This window comes from Paraburkholderia sp. GAS199 (genome assembly GCF_050436585.1).
In the GTDB taxonomy this organism is placed as follows: Bacteria; Pseudomonadota; Gammaproteobacteria; order Burkholderiales; family Burkholderiaceae; genus Paraburkholderia.
In genome coordinates this window covers 312,396-327,233 of record NZ_JBNDMM010000002.1, presented here as the reverse complement: position 1 = coordinate 327,233, position 14,838 = coordinate 312,396, and the positions used below count along the sequence as shown (strand labels likewise).

Annotated in this window: 11 protein-coding genes; 8 read left to right on the top strand and 3 right to left on the bottom strand. The window is 60.0% G+C overall.

Going from position 1 to position 14,838, the window contains the following annotated elements; translation table 11 throughout:
• Positions 1–83: 83 nt before the first annotated feature.
• From P3T18_RS07575 to P3T18_RS07565, 3 genes are all read right to left on the bottom strand, one after another.
• Positions 84–1,052 (bottom strand): glycosyltransferase family 2 protein, encoded by a 969-nt coding sequence (locus P3T18_RS07575; RefSeq protein WP_429299304.1) that lies wholly within the window; start codon positions 1,050–1,052, stop codon positions 84–86.
• Complete coding sequence (locus tag P3T18_RS07570) at positions 1,034–2,338, bottom strand: hypothetical protein (protein ID WP_429299303.1); 1,305 nt, start codon at positions 2,336–2,338, stop codon at positions 1,034–1,036. Before P3T18_RS07570 ends, P3T18_RS07575 begins: the two co-directional genes overlap by 19 nt.
• Positions 2,339–2,430: 92 nt before the next feature.
• The gene (locus P3T18_RS07565) at positions 2,431–3,561 is read right to left on the bottom strand and encodes an MraY family glycosyltransferase (protein ID WP_429299302.1); all 1,131 of its coding nucleotides are present in this window, start codon (positions 3,559–3,561) and stop codon (positions 2,431–2,433) included.
• Positions 3,562–4,010: 449 nt separating this feature from the next.
• On the opposite strand from P3T18_RS07565, the gene P3T18_RS07560 reads away from it, so the two are divergent.
• The 8 genes from P3T18_RS07560 (at position 4,011) to groL (ending at position 14,760) form a co-directional block, all read left to right on the top strand.
• Positions 4,011–6,251: a polysaccharide biosynthesis tyrosine autokinase gene (locus tag P3T18_RS07560; RefSeq protein ID WP_429299301.1), complete on the top strand. Its 2,241-nt coding sequence runs from the start codon at positions 4,011–4,013 to the stop codon at positions 6,249–6,251.
• Between the two features lie 111 nt (positions 6,252–6,362).
• Entirely contained in the window at positions 6,363–7,775 is a 1,413-nt protein-coding gene (gene murJ / locus P3T18_RS07555; RefSeq protein WP_429299300.1) for a murein biosynthesis integral membrane protein MurJ, read from the top strand.
• Entirely contained in the window at positions 7,772–8,887 is a 1,116-nt protein-coding gene (locus P3T18_RS07550; RefSeq protein ID WP_429299299.1) for a glycosyltransferase family 4 protein, read from the top strand. Before murJ ends, P3T18_RS07550 begins: the two co-directional genes overlap by 4 nt.
• 21 nt (positions 8,888–8,908) lie before the next feature.
• Positions 8,909–10,099: a glycosyltransferase family 4 protein gene (locus P3T18_RS07545; RefSeq protein WP_429299298.1), complete on the top strand. Its 1,191-nt coding sequence runs from the start codon at positions 8,909–8,911 to the stop codon at positions 10,097–10,099.
• A gap of 37 nt (positions 10,100–10,136) precedes the next feature.
• On the top strand, positions 10,137–11,324 hold the full coding sequence (locus P3T18_RS07540; RefSeq protein ID WP_429299297.1) for a glycosyltransferase family 4 protein: 1,188 nt from the start codon (positions 10,137–10,139) through the stop codon (positions 11,322–11,324).
• Positions 11,325–11,472: 148 nt separating this feature from the next.
• Positions 11,473–12,390 carry an FkbM family methyltransferase gene (locus tag P3T18_RS07535; RefSeq protein ID WP_429299296.1) on the top strand — a complete coding sequence of 306 codons (918 nt, stop codon included), beginning with the start codon at positions 11,473–11,475 and terminating at the stop codon, positions 12,388–12,390.
• Between the two features lie 384 nt (positions 12,391–12,774).
• The gene (gene groES / locus P3T18_RS07530; protein ID WP_007178996.1) at positions 12,775–13,065 is read left to right on the top strand and encodes a co-chaperone GroES; all 291 of its coding nucleotides are present in this window, start codon (positions 12,775–12,777) and stop codon (positions 13,063–13,065) included.
• 54 nt (positions 13,066–13,119) lie between these two features.
• A complete protein-coding gene (groL, locus tag P3T18_RS07525) occupies positions 13,120–14,760 on the top strand; it encodes a chaperonin GroEL (protein ID WP_429299295.1) in 1,641 nt (546 codons plus the stop codon).
• Positions 14,761–14,838 lie beyond the last annotated feature (78 nt).

Genomic DNA, 14,838 nt, shown 5'->3' with positions numbered 1-14,838 from the left:
CGCAAGCCCGGTGAAGCCAAACCGGCCAATCGAAGCGGCAACGGCTGAGCGTTGCTTCATACCAGACGATGTAAAAATGGCATTCACGACGCGTCCGAATTGATCTGGGCGCGTGGCGGCGGTCCGTTCAATGTGCGGGCCCGTGCAAGCTGCGGCGCAAATTTGCGCGACCAATACATATAGAGTGCGACGCCGGCGGGAAGCTGCGTGAGCACCAGCAGCGGCGATTCCGTCATACGTAATAGCTCGCGCAACGGCTTCTTCGCAAAGAGGCCGTACGCGACATAGCGCCATGCCATCGGTAAACGCACTTTCAGTCGGACCTTGCGCGACAGAAACCATCGCGTGCTTTCAACCGAGCCGTTTGCGCAGCGCACATTGATCGACTGATCCCCGAGTGTCAATCCGCCTTCGAGATAGTTCGAGATGTAAATGATCTCGTTGATATGAACCATCTCGTACAGCAAGCCGATTCGCGCCCACACTGCGTCTTCGGCGAGAAAGCGTTCACCGGCGAATTCGGGAAATGGATAAGCCTTCAATACATCGGTTTTATAAATCTCCGCCTTGTCGCCGCTAATGCCGCGATTAAAGCGCATGTCGATATATGAAGCGACCGAGCAATGAGACGCGAAGGTACGTCCAAGCGGATGATCGGGGCTCGTTCCGCGCAGGAAGCAGAGTCCGGACAAGCGCGGTGAGGCATGTTGGCCCCACACGTCGAGTGCGCGCTCCACGGCATTGGCGGTGAGGTAGTCGTCGCTGTCCACGATGAATGTCAGCGGCGACTCGATCAGCGCCACACCGGCATTCACGGCGGTGTGCTTGCCGCCGTTGTCCTTGCGGATATAGCGAATGGTGATCGTATTTTCGGCTTTGAGGCTGGCAATCAGTTGCGGCGTGTGATCGGTGCTGCCGTCGTCCACCACCAGCCATTCGAAGTCGCGGCGCGTTTGTGCAACCAGGCTGCGATACAGGCGTTCGAGCCAGTTGGCGCGGTTGTACGTGGGCGTGAGAATGGTTAGCGACGTATTCATGATGAGCGCAACCATGGGTTGTCTCCGGCGCGCGGGCCGGTGTGCGCGGGCTCGTCGAAATGATCCGCGTCGGTGTCTTGTGGATCGTCCAGTGCGTCGGGTGTCGTCGCAATGAAAGTCGAATCACGCATGCGCATCCGCATGACGAGCGGTAAAAGTCCGATATAAAGCAGAGGCGTCGTGTATGACAGCTTGGTCGTCATCAGCAGACAGAACAGACAGATCGTGCCGATGTCTTTGCGCATACGCGCGAAGATGGCAACGGGAATCGCGAGGCCCGCAATGCCGAATTTGACGATGAAGAAGTTCAGCAGCCCGGAGTCGTTGAGCGACGCCACAGCCGCCGAGCCATTGCCTCTCGCGGCAAGATCGTACAGATCGTATTCCAGCGAGAATGGGCCATAACCGAACAGGAAATCCCAGCCACGCCGAAAATCGAACGCGTAGGAGACAAGCGCGAAGCGCATGCCGGAGTCGGCGTTGAACTTCAGCATGAAGCTGTCGAGATAGGCCGAGATGAGGCCCGGCGATGCGATGGCAAGCAGTGCGAGTGCTACCGCGGCCCACGCCTTCGCCTGAGGTTTGTGCGTAATCACGACGGCGGCCACCAGTGCGCCTGTTTGCACGACTGCCGCTGCCGATTGCGTGGTGAGCATGGCCACGACAGTCAGGGCGATCGGCAGCAGCGAGGGCGTGCGACCGCGTGCGCGCGACAACAGGATGTAGCCCACAGCCAGGGCGCCGACTGCGGCACCGAAGGTAGACGGTTCGACGTAAAGCCCGGTTGGCCGGTAAGCGAAGATCGGATTGACGGTCTGATAGTTCAGGTAGCGCGACGCTTCGCCGGTAATGGGCTTGATAAAGTCGATGTACTGATTGGTGGCGAGCAGCACGACCGTCTGCAGCAACAGCGCGGCACTATGCAGAACGAGCAACCCGCTGACGATCGAGGTGACTTCGTCGAGACGTGTTTCGATCAGCGCCGCCAATGCGGCGAGAAACAGCAGCACCAGGATCAGGAACATGAAGTTGTTGTTGGCCGATGCCTCGAGATCGCGCGAGGTATTGGCATGCGGCACCATCAGATACCAGAGATAGAACGCCGCGATAATCGACGCGCCGATCCAGATGCCAGCCTGATAGCGCTGACTGAAAAGCAGTTCGCGCGCGTCCGCCGTATTCAGGCAGCAAGCACATAAAAGCAGAATGCCGGCCATCACCACATAAGGCCCGTGACTCGTCAGCGTGCAGAGCAGCAGCGCGACGAACAGCAGACCATTGCGAAAGCTGAGAGCGCGCATCGTCATTCGCTCCGGATAGCTTGCAGGCAGTAAGGGCGGCGCATGTCGATTGTCTTGCGAGCGCGATGGAGGATATTCATTGGCATCGCTTATCAATGGCGGGTTGCGCTGGCGGCCGGTGACGTCTCACGTGTTGCGTGCGTGACGAGCCAGCGCGGTGCCTTGAACCTGACGATCGATACGTAAAGCCATACGTAGACCACGACGAACGCCACCGCCGTTCCCGCCAGCACCGCTTCGTTGTCCCAGAAGAACGTGGCGGGAACGATGCCGACGAGGCTGATGATCCACAAATACGGCGACGTGCGCGAATTGCGCAAGGTGCGGCGGCGAGCGCTTTCGGGACGCGGACCGCTGCGCACGAGGCGGCGGAAGATGAGCGTGTGAAGGTGAATGCCGTCCGGTTGTCCGGCTTCGCATCCGCGCACGAAGCGTCGGCGGTAGATGGTGAAAACGGTTTCAAAGAGCGGATAAATCGCCACGACGGCGGCGTACCACGGCGAGACGGTCGGGTGCCGCGCAATCAGCAGCACCACCAGTTCGGCCATGATGAAGCCGATGAAATAGGCGCCGCCGTCGCCGAGAAAAATCGATGCGAACGGGTAGTTCCAGATGAGAAAGCCGAGCAATGCGCCGATCATCGTCAGCGAGACGCTGAGCACCAGCCAGTCGTCCACCTGATGTGCAACGAAGCCGATCGAGCCGAACACCAGCACGGCAACGCCACCGGCCAGTCCGTTGAAGCCGTCGATCAGATTGATGGCGTTTGTCAGACCCGCCACGGTGAGAAGCGTGAGGCCGAGTGCGAGAGGCCAGTATTTGAGCAACGGATCGATCAAGGGCAGACCGACGCGGCCAACGACAGCATCGAGCATGTAAGCGCCGGCGGCTGCGGAAGCGATCGCGCAGAGCAGACGTGCCGCGGGGCTGACGCGTTTGGTCAGATCTTCGGCCACACCGCCGAGCAGAACCGGTGTGGCGCAGAGCATCAACGTGAAAGCTTCCTGACGCGGATTTGTTCCGAGCCACGCGCCGACCAGCATCGTGAGCGAGACTGAAATCGATATCGCAACGCCGCCGATTCGCGGAACCGGCACGACATGCATTTTCTGGACACCCGTCAGGTCGCCGTCGAGCGCCATGCCCTTAACGAGGCCCGCGTACCTGACGATGAGGAACGTGAGCAGAAAACTGCTCAGGAGGCCGAGTGTCAGCGTTGACATTTTTGAAGCTCCGTTGAATCCCGATCGGATTGGAGTTCACCAGGACGGCGGACAGTTTTCAATCCGTAGATGATTTGGTTCGCGAGACCGTACTGCTGACCCTTATTCGAATTTCCCAGGAAAATTGGATCGAGTTCCCGAATGGCGGCGCGTGGTAGATGTCTCAAATTTGTTTTTGTTCACGGGAAAGAAAGTAGCGCAGGCACTTGCTCGGCCAATGTGCGGTGGCAAACATATACCGCCAGACTGCGCTGATATCTTGTGGTCGCCACGAGATAGGTCATAAATGCGATTACGTTCTGGAAAAAGTGACTAATTTTCCTGTCAGCATTTCGACACGATTTGGGCAGAACATCCAGTTCCACGCTGGATGAAAAAGACGTGACTGCGGGACGCGACACCCCTGCGCGGTCATTTCGTCTAACCAGGGCAACCTTAACTGGATCGCCATGAACGCAGATAAAACAACACGACAAACGTCGGCGCACGGAGACAAGAGTAATCTGACCGAGATTCTCGATGTACTGACGCGTCATTGGAAAACGATCGCCGTCACTACGGTCATTTTCATCGCACTGGGGATCTCGTACGCAGTCACCGCTCCTTCGGTCTATCGGGCCAATCTGCTCGTACGCATCGATGAGCTGGCCGATGGTCCGACGTCATCGAAACCGGAGTTGTTGAGCAATCTCACACCTTCGTTCGATACCAAGTCGAATGCCGAAAGCGAAAAGCAGTTGATCGCCTCGCGTCTGGTCATCGCGCATGTCGTCGACACACTCAAACTCGATATCTCTGCCGGCCCGGCCCGATTTCCGGTGATCGGTGGATGGCTTGCGCGTCACAATGTAGGACTCTCGAATCCTGGTCTGCTCGGCGTTGGCGGATATGCATGGGGCGACGAATCGATCGAAGTCGGCACGCTCGACGTACCGCGCAAACTGCTGGGCCGTCCGCTCAAACTGATCGCGCTCGCCGACAACCACTATCAGCTCAGCGGCGACGGTATCGAGCATCCCGTTACCGGTATGGTCGGCAAAACCGAAACTTTCGCGACACCGGTCGGCGACATCACGCTGCTGGTCAAGAAGATGGAAGCGCGTCCGGGCATCCGCTTCGATGTCGTACGCATGTCGCGGCAAGATGCCACCGATGAAATCCAGAAGCGTCTGCAGATCGTCGAGCAGGGCGAAAAGTCGAACATCCTGAACGTTTCGATGCAGTCGAACGATCCGGTCATGCTCAGCAATACGCTGAATGCGATTGCCGACGAATACGTGCGCGAGAACAACGATCGCAAGGCCACCATCGCCGCGAATTCGCTGAAGTTTCTCGAAGGCCAATTGCCCGTCATGCAAACGGAAATGGTCGCAGCCGAGCAGCGCTATAACGCGTATCGCAATTCGAATACGCTCGTCGACGCCAGCGAAGAAGGCAAGCTGACCTTGCAGAAGAGCGCCGAAGCGGAAGTGGAGTTGCTGAATCTGCGGAAGACTCGCGCGAGCATGGCCGACCGGTTTGCGCCGGCTTCGCCGAACATGGTCGCGATCGATACGCAGATCGGCTTGATCCAGCAATACATCGCGAAGCTGAATGCGCGCATCAAGGCGATGCCGCAGGAAGAGCAGGGCGCACTGGGACTCATGCGCGACATGCGCGTGACGACCGAGCTGTACTCGGCCATGCGCTCGAATATCGAACAGCTTCGGCTCGTTCAGGCCGGCAAGGCAGGCTCGGCCCAGTTGATCGACCGCGCCGACGTTCCCGAGCATCCGGTTCGTCCGGTGCGCTCGCTGATCGTGATCGTCGCCGCGCTGCTCGGCCTGTGCGTAGGCGTTGCGATTACGCTCGTGCGTCATCTGATGCTCGCGGGTGTCACCGAGCCCGAAGAAGTGGAAGCGCGCACCGGCCTGATGGTGTACGCGATGGTGCCGCAAAGCGCGAAGCAACGCGACATGGACACCGACGAAACCGCGCCAGACGCCAATCATCTGATTCTTGCACGCCGCTATCCGCGTGACCCGACGGTTGAAAGTCTGCGCATGTTCCGCTCGGCGCTGCTGTTTGCGATTCTCGGCGCGCGCAACAACATCGTGATGCTGGCGGGTCCGCTGCCGCTGGTCGGCAAGTCGTTCGTCGCGAGCAATCTCGCGCCGATCCTGGCGATGGCCGGCAAGCGCGTGTTGCTGGTCGACGGCGATTTGCGCAAGGGCAGACTGCATCGCAGTTTCGGTCTGGAGATGGGACCGGGCCTCGCCGAAGCGCTGGCCGATCCCGAACTGTTCGACGGTGCCATCCGGCGCGAAGTCTTGCCGAATCTCGACATCCTGCCGTGCGGCGAGTATCCGGCGAATCCTTCGGAACTGATCAATGGCAACGAGTTCGGCAATCTGATGCGCAAGGCGTCGTCGCAATACGACATCGTGCTGCTCGATTCCGCGCCTGTTCTCGCCGTATCCGATGCGGGCATGATGGCGCCGCACGCGGGGACCGTCTTCCTCGTGGCGCGCTTTTCCGAAACACGTGTTGCAGAGATCGAGGAGTCGATCAAGCGCTTCGCGCAAACCGGTGGCCGTGTGCACGGCGTGATGCTGAACGGCTTTGCCGTTTCCAGCATGAAGCAGGTGCATCCGGGACGTTACGGCAGCCATGCCTACGTAGCCAGCAGCTATGACGGCGGTGCGCGGTGACATGCTCAATCACATGGATACCTCAAGGATGCCGCGCTTGCCGCAACCGGGCCTCGCTTCAATGAGGCGAGCGCGCGGAGTCGAGGGCGGCTCGCGATGTTGACTGCGCTGATGTTTCAGATTTCTCGCTGGCGAGAGCGGGTACGCACGGCACATCCCGATCATTTGCGCATCGCGCGCGGCGCGGCGCGCGTTTCCGCGTTCGTGCTGGTCGGAAAATGTGCGGGTGCATTAAAGGAAATGGCGATCGCGTACAAGTACGGGATCAACAATATCGTCGACGCGTATCAGTTCACGGTTGCGCTGGTGACGTGGCTGCCGGGCACGTTGCTCGCCGTACTCGGCGTGGTGCTCGTGCCGGTGTTCGTCAACTTGCGCCATCGTCCGCTTGATTATCAGGCGCGCTTTTCCGGTGAGATGGAAGGCGCGGCAGCGGTGTGCGGCATCGTATTCGCCGCGGTGCTGTTTCTGTGCTGGCCACTCGTGATTCGCGTGACCGGCAGCGACCTGTCGCCGGTCACGCGCGAAATGTGCCAGCAACTCATGTACGGACTCGCGCCGACGAGTGTGATGATGCTTGCGTCCGGCGTTTACGCCGCGCGTTTGCAGGCGCGCGAGCGGCACGTCAACACGCTGCTCGAAGGTCTGCCGGCGGCACTGATCCTGATCTGCGTGCTCGCCGCGCCGACCGGCGACAGCGTTCTGCCGCTGATCATCGGCACAGTCGTGGGGCTCACGTTGCAGGCGGTCTGGCTGAGATCGCTGGCAACGCGCGCGGACGGCGTGCGGAGTCGCGCGCGCCTGTCGTTCGAATCGACCGACTGGGCGGCGATGTGGATTTCGGTGCGGACCCTGATGGTCGGTCAGATCGTGCTGTGTTTTTGCGCGCCACTCGATCAGTACTTCATGGCTCGTCTCGGCGATGGCTCCAACAGCACGCTCGGCTACGCCAATCGCGTGCTCGCGTTGTTGCTGAGCATGGGCGCCATGGCGGCAGCGCGCGCCACTTTGCCGATCTTCTCCGACATCCTCAAACAGGGCGACTTCGAACGTGCGCACCGTACCGCGTTGTTCTGGGGCATGGCCGCGTTCGCGATCGGCATTGCCTGCGCCGTGGTGTCGTGGGTGTTCGGTCCGACCTTCATTGCCGTGCTGTTCCAGCGCGGCGCCTTCACGGCGGCGGATACCGTCAACGTGGCCGGTGTATTTCGCTGGGGACTGTTGCAGGTGCCGTTCTATTTCGCCTGTCTCGTGCTCGGGCAACTGTTCGCCAGCGAGGGGCGTTTCAAGGTGATGGCCAATATCGCCGTGCTGACTTTCGGTCTGAAAGTGATCGGCAACTTCACGCTGATTCCGCACTTCGGCATTGCGGGCGCGCAGATTTCGACGGCGCTCATGTACGCCACCGCGTTCTTCATCTCGGTCGGCATTCTGTTTTCTGGCGGTCACGGCGGCGATCGCGCGGCACGGCGTGACGCGAAAGCAGGTGAATCGGCGTCGAACGTGGGAGATCGCCACTCATGAAGATCGTTCTCGTCGTCAGTTCGATGGAAAGCGGCGGCGCCGAGCGCGTCGCGGCGATTCTTTCGCAGGCGTGGGCCGCGCGCGGCGACACCGTGACGCTGGTTGCCACCTACAGCAAACGCGGCGGCTGCTTCTTCCCGGTGTCGGACAAGGTGCGGATGGTGTATCTCGCCGACCGTATGAGCGCCCGCGTGAAAAAGCCCTTCGGCTATGTCGCGAAAATCGCGGCGCTGCGCCGGCTTTTTGTCGAAGCGCAACCGGATGTGATCGTCTCGTTCCTGACGAACGTCAACATCACCGCCATCGTCGCCGCGCGCGGTCTGCGCGTTCCGGTGGTGGCCTGTGAGCACAACGACCCGACTGCCGACGGCCGCTCGATGCTGTGGAAATTGCTCTGCAAGCTGGTGTATCCGCGCGCGACGGCCATTGCGTTTCTTTCGGAGTCGATTGCAGCGGCGTTCCGCAAGAAGCACAAGGACCGCGAACGCAGCGCGCAGCGCATCGCGGTGCTGCCGAATCCCGTCTCCGACGAACTGCTCGGTTTCGCGAGAACGACGCGTGCCGACGGCAGAAAGCGGCTTATCTCGGTGGGGCGCTTGCATCCGCAAAAACAGTACGGACTATTGATCGATACGTTTGCGAAAGTGGCGAACGAGTTCGACGACTGGGATCTGTGGATCTGGGGCGAAGGTCCCGAGCGCGACATGCTGACCGCGCGCATTGCCGAACTGAATCTGGGCGACCGCGTTTTGCTGCCTGGACGCACGCAAGCCGTGTGGGACGAAATGGCCGCTGCCGATGCCTTCGTTTTGTCGTCGCGCTTCGAAGGCATGCCGATGGCGTTGATGGAAAGCATGGCGCTGGGTGTGCCGTCCGTTGCATTCGACTGCCGTAGCGGGCCGCGCGAATTGATGCGCGACGGTCAGGACGGTTTGCTGATCGCGCCGGACGATGCTGCCGCGCTCGCCGACGCATTGCGTCGACTGCTGGCCGACGCCGCGCTGCGCGAAGAACTCGGCAAGAAAGGCGCGCGTTCGATTCGCGAGCGCTATTCGGTGCCCGCGATTCTCGCGATCTGGGATCAGCTGTTCTCGCGCTTGAGCGTGAGCTGAAGAATCATAAGGAGTACGAGCATGATGCCGAGACAGAAGGTCATTCTGCTTTCCAACACAGACTGGTATCTGTTCAATTTCCGCTTGCCGCTCGCAAAAGCGCTGCGCGAGCGCGGCTTCGAAGTGATTCTGGTGTCGCCCGACGGAAGCTATGGTCCGAAGTTGCGCGAACTCGGGTTCCGCTGGGAAGTCATGCCGATGGAGCGGCGCAGTCTCAACCCGTGGCGCGAACTGAGGCTGGTGATGTGGCTCGCGCGTTTCTTCAAGCGCGAAAAGCCGATTCTCGTGCACGGCTTCACGATCAAGGGCGCCGTTTACAGTTCGTTCGCGGCGCGCCTCGCTGGCGTGCCGATTCGGGTCAACGCGATCGACGGCATGGGCTATGTGTTTACGAGCCAGCAGGCGCGTGCGCGGATGTTGCGGCCGTTGGTACGCAACATCATGAAGGCGGCATTCAACGGCAAGCGTTCGGTCGTGATGCTGCAAAACGCGGACGATATCGCGCTGTTCAGCAAGTCGCGAATCGCTGCGGACGATTCGCTGCGGCTCATCAAAGGCACCGGTGTGAATCTCACGCGCTACAAGCCGCGCGAGCCTTCGGCGTCGTCGTCGGCTGCGCCGTTGCGGATTCTGCTCGCGGCGCGTCTGATCCGCGAAAAGGGTATTGGCGAATACGTCGAGGCGTCGCGCTTGCTGAAAAGCGAAGGCCGCTCGGTCACGTTTCTGCTGGCCGGTTCGCCCGACGACGGCAATCCCGCCGCGATTCGCAGCAGCCAGATCGAAGCGTGGGCGCGCGAGGGTTTGCTGGTTTGGCTCGGTCATGTGGGCGATATGCCGGCGCTGCTGTCCGAAGTGGACGTCGTGGTGCTGCCGAGTTATTACCGCGAAGGCTTGCCGACTACCTTGATCGAGGGCGCGGCTTGCGCGCTGCCGCTCATCACCACCGACGCGCCCGGCTGCCGCGAAGTGGTGAGCCGCAACGGTGAGGACGGCATTCTGATTCCGGTGCGCGATTCGAAGGCGCTTGCCGACGCGATCCGTCTGCTCGACGACGACCGCGCGCTCGGCGCGAAGCTCGGTCTCGCGGCGAGAGAGAAGGTGCTCAGAGAGTTCGACGAAAGCATCGTGCTCGCGAGGATTCTCGCGGTCTATCACGAACTCGGCGTGGCATCGCCGCAGACGCCGGCCGTCCCGGCGCCGGTGCCGCTTTGATGGCCACGATGCAATCCAGCGCGGAGACACGCACACCATGAAAGTCGTTCATATCATCTCCGGCCTGAGCGTGGGCGGCGCCGAAATGATGCTTTACCGGCTGATCCAGGCATCGCAGGGTGACGGCGTTCAGCACACGGTCATTTCGATGTCGTCGCTCGATGTGATGGGCGATCGCATTCGCGCGCTCGGCGTCGAGGTGCGTCTGCTCGGGATGTCGCGCAGCGTGCCGAATCCGTTCAGTCTGATCCGTCTGGTGCGCTGGCTGGTGGAATTGCGGCCGGACGTCGTGCAAACATGGATGTATCACGCCGATCTTTTCGGCGGCGTGGCTGCGCGCGTGGCGCAGTTCGTGACGGGGCGCGGCGCCGCGCGGACGCAGCCGTTTACGCTGGCGTGGGGCGTGCATCAAACGGAGTTTCCGTCGTCGAGTTCGGGCATGAAGCTCGCGTTCGTGGCGAAGGTTTGCGCGTGGTTGTCGTCGCGGCTGCCGGATGTCATCGTGTGCTGTGCCGAAGCGGCGCGTCGCTCGCATGTTGGCGGCGGATACGACGAAAAGCGCATGCACGTGATTTTCAACGGCTTCGATCTCGATCTCTTCAAGCCGCGTGCGCGCGACGACGATCCGCTGCGCACCGCACTCGGTCTGGATGCGGCGACGCCGGTGGTCGGCATCGTCGGTCGCTACGACCCGGCCAAGGACTACGAGAATTTTGTCGCGGCCGTGGCGAAAGCGTCGGCCATGCAGCCGGATTGCCGCTTCGTGATGATCGGCCGCGGGCTGGATGCCGCTAACGAAGAACTCGTCTCGATGATCGATCGCGCCGGCGTGACGGACGTCTGCCATCTGATGGGCGCGCGTAGCGATCTGCATCTGCTGGTGCCCGCGCTCGATCTGTTCTGTCTGTCGTCCCGAAGCGAGGGACTGCCGACGGTGGTGGGCGAGGCGATGGCCTGCGGCGTTCCCTGCGTTGCCACCGACGTAGGCGACACGGCGCTGCTGGTGGGCGACACGGGTTGCGTCGTGCCGCGCAGCAATCCGCAGGCGCTGGCCGAGGGCATCGCAAGTCTGCTCGCATTGAGCGCGGCCGATCGCGAGCGGCTCGGCGATCAGGCGCGCGCCCGGATGGAAGCACGTTTTTCGATCGAGCGCTGCTGGGCGGCGTACCGGCACGTGTATTCGGCGCCGAGAGGGCGGTTGGAGATGAAGGTGGATGCCGTCTGATTAAGCGCTCACTACGAGTGGTCACTGAGCCGCCGGGTGTTGTGATTCGATTTCGCGCGGCGGGTCGGTACGTTTCTAGAAAAATAGCGGGAAGCTGCTGGGGTGAAATAAGACGCCTTTGTGTTCATTCATGCACATTGAGGGAATTATGCGTAAAGATAGCCTCGGCGAATCGCCTGTATTTAAAATCAATTACGGCCGCCTGTTTTTTCTGCGGGAAATGGCGTTCTGGCTGGTCAATTTTCTGCTGCTCAGGCAGTCTAAAAAACATCTGGCGGATAAGCGGCAGCTGGTTGTTTTTTCGTTCGATCATATTGGTCGCGAAATCAATATCAGCGGAATATATGAAATCAAGGAGCTGGAAACGCTGTTTGCCTGGCTGTCGCAATACAAGAATATTTTCGATGGTATCGCCATCGATATAGGCGCGAATATCGGAAATCACAGTCTTTATTTTTCCGACTTCTACAGGAAGGTGCTGAGCTTCGAGCCGGCGTCGAGAACCTACAAGCTTCTGTCGATCAACGCCGATCTCACGGAGAACATCGCCTGCTACAACGTAGGCATCTCCAGCAGCAATCGGGATGCTTTGCTCCACGTCGATCACGAGAATCTGGGTGGTTCGTTCGTTTCCACGGAGCCGTCCGCGCACACTCAGGCTATCCGATTGCAGACTCTGGATTCCGTCGTGAACGGTGCCGAACCGATAAAGCTGATCAAGCTCGACGTGGAAGGGCACGAATACGACGCTTTACTAGGTTCCGAAAGCGTGATCAGAAAAAATTCGCCGGTCATCCTGTTCGAACAGCATTTGTCGGATTTTGTGGATGGCCAGTCGAAGGTGATCAATCTTGTCAGAAGCTTTGGTTATTCGAAATTCGCTTCGATTCAGAATTATCCTCGGGCACCGAATAATTCTGGATTTCTTTTCAGAACGTTGTTCGGTGTGTTGGGGCGCCTGATTTATGGCGAGTCGATGCAGGTTATTTTTAAAGATAATTTCGAACCGGGCTCGTATGCATTTATCGTCGCGATTCCGGATTGGGTCGAGGCAGGTGCCGCTTGAGGGGTCTTCGGCCGACGCGAGGCTGGCGATGTGGCAAAGTCGCGACTGTGAATCCTCCTTGCGGCGTTGATGCATGACTCGCCCGGTGCTGCCGCGCGGCGGTTGGCCAGTCGAGCGAAATGGATCGTTACGCCAAAAGTCTGTTCAAGAGTCGAATTAAATGCTCAACTAGCGGGGAACCACCTCCCTAGAGTTCGAATCCGACCCCGCAACGCTCGTAGTTCAGCGACTCATGGTATCCCCGGCAGCATCCCTTCTTGAATTTGTCACCACCCGTCCATATAATTAGCACTCGCTGCACGAGAGTGCTAACAACATCGCCGGTTGGCTCCGCCAGCCGGGTTTTCTCAGCGTTCTTCAGTCTCAATCAAGAGAGGAGTATGTATGAACCTTCGTCCTTTGCATGATCGCGTGATCGTCAAACGTCTGGATCAAGAAACCAAGACCGCGTCGGGCATCGTGATCCCCGAAGCCGCAGCAGAAAAGCCGGATCAAGGCGAAATTCTGGCAGTCGGCCCGGGCAAGCGCGACGACAAGGGTGCACAAATCGCACTCGACGTGAAGGTTGGTGACCGTGTTCTGTTCGGCAAGTACGCAGGCCAGACCGTCAAGGTCGACGGCAACGAACTGCTCGTGATGCGCGAAGAAGACATCATGGCCGTGGTGCAGAAGTAAGCGCAAGTCGCTACTTTTCCCGGTCATATTTCAAAGAATTCAAGGAGTTAGAAGATGGCAGCTAAAGACGTCGTATTCGGTGATTCCGCCCGTGCCAAGATGGTTGAAGGCGTGAACATCCTCGCGAACGCTGTGAAGGTCACGCTGGGCCCGAAGGGTCGCAACGTTGTCCTGGAACGCAGCTTCGGCGGCCCGACGGTCACTAAGGACGGTGTGTCGGTCGCGAAAGAGATCGAACTGAAAGACAAGCTCCAGAACATGGGCGCACAAATGGTCAAGGAAGTGGCTTCCAAGACCAGCGACAACGCAGGTGACGGCACCACGACCGCAACGGTTCTGGCTCAGTCGATCGTCCGCGAAGGCATGAAGTACGTTGCATCGGGCATGAACCCGATGGACCTGAAGCGCGGTATCGACAAGGCTGTGTTCGCAGCAATCGAAGAACTGCGCAAGATCAGCAAGCCGTGCACGACCAACAAGGAAATCGCTCAAGTCGGCGCGATCTCGGCGAACAGCGATTCGTCGATCGGCGACCGTATCGCTGAAGCGATGGACAAGGTCGGCAAGGAAGGCGTCATCACCGTCGAAGACGGCAAGTCGCTGCAAGACGAGCTGGACGTTGTCGAAGGTATGCAATTCGACCGCGGCTACCTGTCGCCGTACTTCATCAACAACCCGGACAAGCAAGTTGCCGTGTTGGACAACCCGTTCGTGCTGCTGCACGACAAGAAGGTGTCGAACATCCGTGATCTGCTGCCGGTACTGGAACAGGTCGCCAAGGCTGGCCGTCCGCTGCTGATCATCGCTGAAGACGTCGAAGGCGAAGCGCTGGCAACGCTGGTGGTGAACAACATCCGCGGCATCCTGAAGACTGTTGCCGTCAAGGCTCCGGGCTTCGGCGATCGTCGTAAGGCCATGCTGGAAGACATCGCGATCCTGACCGGCGGTCAAGTCATCGCTGAAGAAACCGGCCTGACGCTCGAAAAGGCAACGCTGGCTGAACTGGGTCAAGCGAAGCGCATCGAAGTGGGCAAGGAAAACACGACGATCATCGACGGCGCTGGCGAAGCTGCAAACATCGAAGCACGTGTGAAGCAGGTTCGCACGCAAATCGAAGAAGCTACGTCGGACTACGACCGTGAAAAGCTGCAAGAACGCGTTGCCAAGCTGGCAGGCGGCGTTGCAGTGATCAAGGTCGGTGCTGCGACCGAAGTCGAAATGAAGGAAAAGAAGGCACGTGTCGAAGACGCACTGCACGCAACGCGCGCAGCTGTGGAAGAAGGCATCGTTGCTGGCGGCGGCGTCGCACTGATCCGTGCACGTACGGCAATCGCTGGCCTGAAGGGCGCTAACGCCGATCAGGACGCAGGTATCAAGATCGTGCTGCGCGCGATGGAAGAGCCGCTGCGCCAGATCGTCACGAACGGTGGCGAAGAAGCCAGCGTCGTCGTGGCAGCAGTTGCTGCTGGTAAGGGCAACTACGGCTACAACGCGGCAACCGGCGAGTACGTCGACCTGGTCGACGCTGGTGTCGTGGACCCGACGAAGGTGACGCGCACGGCGCTGCAAAACGCAGCTTCGGTCGCTGGCCTGCTGTTGACCACCGACGCAGCTGTCTGCGAACTGCCGAAGGAAGATGCACCGATGCCTGGCGGCATGCCCGGCGGCATGGGCGGCATGGGCATGGACATGTAATTGCGATTGGGCCTCTTCGCGAGGCTCGGTTGGAGCACATGGGGAAGCGCGCCGCGAGGGGTGCTTCCCAAAAGAAAA

What these genes read in the sequence shown, in the direction of transcription:
- P3T18_RS07575 (WP_429299304.1), bottom strand. Translation starts at nt 1,052, where the DNA reads ATGGTTGCGCTCATCATGAATACGTCGCTAACCATTCTCACGCCCACG.
- P3T18_RS07570 (WP_429299303.1), bottom strand. Translation starts at nt 2,338, where the DNA reads ATGCGCGCTCTCAGCTTTCGCAATGGTCTGCTGTTCGTCGCGCTGCTG.
- P3T18_RS07565 (WP_429299302.1), bottom strand. Translation starts at nt 3,561, where the DNA reads ATGTCAACGCTGACACTCGGCCTCCTGAGCAGTTTTCTGCTCACGTTC.
- P3T18_RS07560 (WP_429299301.1), top strand. Translation starts at nt 4,011, where the DNA reads ATGAACGCAGATAAAACAACACGACAAACGTCGGCGCACGGAGACAAG.
- murJ (WP_429299300.1), top strand. Translation starts at nt 6,363, where the DNA reads ATGTTTCAGATTTCTCGCTGGCGAGAGCGGGTACGCACGGCACATCCC.
- P3T18_RS07550 (WP_429299299.1), top strand. Translation starts at nt 7,772, where the DNA reads ATGAAGATCGTTCTCGTCGTCAGTTCGATGGAAAGCGGCGGCGCCGAG.
- P3T18_RS07545 (WP_429299298.1), top strand. Translation starts at nt 8,909, where the DNA reads ATGATGCCGAGACAGAAGGTCATTCTGCTTTCCAACACAGACTGGTAT.
- P3T18_RS07540 (WP_429299297.1), top strand. Translation starts at nt 10,137, where the DNA reads ATGAAAGTCGTTCATATCATCTCCGGCCTGAGCGTGGGCGGCGCCGAA.
- P3T18_RS07535 (WP_429299296.1), top strand. Translation starts at nt 11,473, where the DNA reads ATGCGTAAAGATAGCCTCGGCGAATCGCCTGTATTTAAAATCAATTAC.
- groES (WP_007178996.1), top strand. Translation starts at nt 12,775, where the DNA reads ATGAACCTTCGTCCTTTGCATGATCGCGTGATCGTCAAACGTCTGGAT.
- groL (WP_429299295.1), top strand. Translation starts at nt 13,120, where the DNA reads ATGGCAGCTAAAGACGTCGTATTCGGTGATTCCGCCCGTGCCAAGATG.